The organism is Streptosporangium fragile (assembly GCF_039534445.1).
Lineage (GTDB): Bacteria > Actinomycetota > Actinomycetes > Streptosporangiales > Streptosporangiaceae > Streptosporangium > Streptosporangium fragile.
The window spans coordinates 1-1,708 of the sequence record NZ_BAAAVI010000161.1 but is presented as its reverse complement, the minus strand read 5'-3'; the positions used below and the strand labels follow the sequence as shown (position 1 = coordinate 1,708).

Annotated in this window: 2 protein-coding genes; both read right to left on the bottom strand. The window is 67.6% G+C overall.

Features of this window, described 5'->3' with window-relative positions; genetic code table 11:
- Positions 1–80 precede the first annotated feature (80 nt).
- Complete coding sequence (locus ABD841_RS40410) at positions 81–1,130, bottom strand: IS3 family transposase (protein ID WP_344982369.1); 1,050 nt, start codon at positions 1,128–1,130, stop codon at positions 81–83.
- Positions 1,127–1,513: a hypothetical protein gene (locus ABD841_RS40405; RefSeq protein WP_344982367.1), complete on the bottom strand. Its 387-nt coding sequence runs from the start codon at positions 1,511–1,513 to the stop codon at positions 1,127–1,129. Before ABD841_RS40405 ends, ABD841_RS40410 begins: the two co-directional genes overlap by 4 nt.
- Positions 1,514–1,708: the final 195 nt, after the last annotated feature.

The window sequence follows — 1,708 nt, the reverse complement described above, 5'->3', positions numbered from 1 at the left end:
GGCGCGGAAGGTGTGGGGACAGCTCAATCGGGAGGGAATCACGGTGGCCCGGTGCGGTACCTGTCAAACCTGTTGAGACATCAAGCCACGTTCGGTGTCTGTGCTGAGGTCTCGGCTTCGTCGTCTTCGAGGTCTGTCGACGGCTTGTTGATCCATACCCGGGCGGGCAGCGGCGGCGGGCTCGGCCGCCGACCGCGGAACCGCTCGGGATGGGCCAGGAACGCCGCGTTCAGCGTGGCGGCCCGCCGGGCCTGGATCTCGACCGCCGAGCCGTCGTGCACCGACGCGGGGGTGTGCATCCCGATCCCGGAATGGCGGTGCTCGGTGTTGTAGTACCGGAAGAACTGGCCGCAGAAGACGTTCGCGTCCTCGATGGACCCGAACCCGCCCGGAAACGCCGGACAGTACTTGAGCGTCTTGAACTGCGCTTCGGAATACGGATTGTCGTTGGACACGCGCGGCCGGGAATGGGACTGGTCGATGCCCAGCAGCGCCGGCAGCCCGGAGACGGTGTTCGACGTCATCGCCGTGCCGCGGTCGGCGTGGATCGCCTCCGGCGCGATCCCGCCGTTGGCGGCGATGGCGTGCTCGATGAACTCCTTGGCCAAGATCCCGGTCTCGGTCGGCCAGATCTCCCACCAGACGACTTTCCGGGAGAAGATGTCCAGGATGACGTACAGCAGATAGTACGTGCCGCGTGCGGGGCCTTTCAGTTTCGTGATGTCCCATGACCACACCTGGTGGGGGCCGTCGGCGGTCAGCTCGGGTTTCTTACGCGCGGGGTGGACGGCCTGGGCGCGGCGCTCGCCGGCCGTGCCACGCTCCCGCAGCAGCCGGTACATGGTGGCCTGCGAGCACAGGTAGACGCCCTCGTCCAGCAGGGTCGCCCACACCTGGCCCGGCGACTTGTCGGCGAAGCGGGGCGAGTCGAGCGCCGCCAGCACCTGGGCGCGCTCGTGCTCGGTCAGCTCGGCCGGGTGGTGGAACGGGCGGCGCGGCCCCAGCCGGGGCGGGGCGGGGTTGCGGTGCCGGTGCAGCGTGGCCCGGGATTTCCCGAGAATCGCACACGCGCGCACCGTGCCGATGGCTTCTTCCATTTCGGGGAAGTGCTCGCCGAGGAGCCGGGTCACTTCTTCTCGGAGTCCGCGCTGCTTGAGATGTCCTGCAGCAGCGCGAACGCTTTTCCCGCGATGTCCAGGGCGGTCCGGGTCTTGCCGAGCTCGCCGGCGAGTTTGTCGTTGGCGGCCTTGAGTTTCTTGTTCTCGGCGCGCAGCCGGGCCAGTTCCTCGGCCTCGGCACTTTTCACCGGCTTTCCCGTCGAGGCGGCCAGGGTGCCGGTCTCGGCCTGCTTGCGCCAGTGCTCGATGTGGGAGTGGTACAGCCGTTCGGCGCGCAGCAGGGCGCCGCGCTCGGCGCTGCCTTCGGGCAGGGCGTCGAAGGCCGCCAGGATCCGCGCCTTGTAGGCCTTGGTGAAGGTGCGCCGCTTGGGCCGCTCCGGCTGCTGGGAAGTCACACGACCATCCTGCCCGGTCATTGCGGTCTGGTCGGCGAGGGTCATCGTCACTGTCTTGATCGTCCTGTCTCGCCCTGCTTCACATCAGAAGGACTCCTGCGTCCCATGTCTCACGGCAGTCTGACAGAGAGGGCTCAGCAACTAGTAGTACTTCGTTAGGTTGGTTCTGGTGGGTGGTGTTCTGGCGGAGTTGGG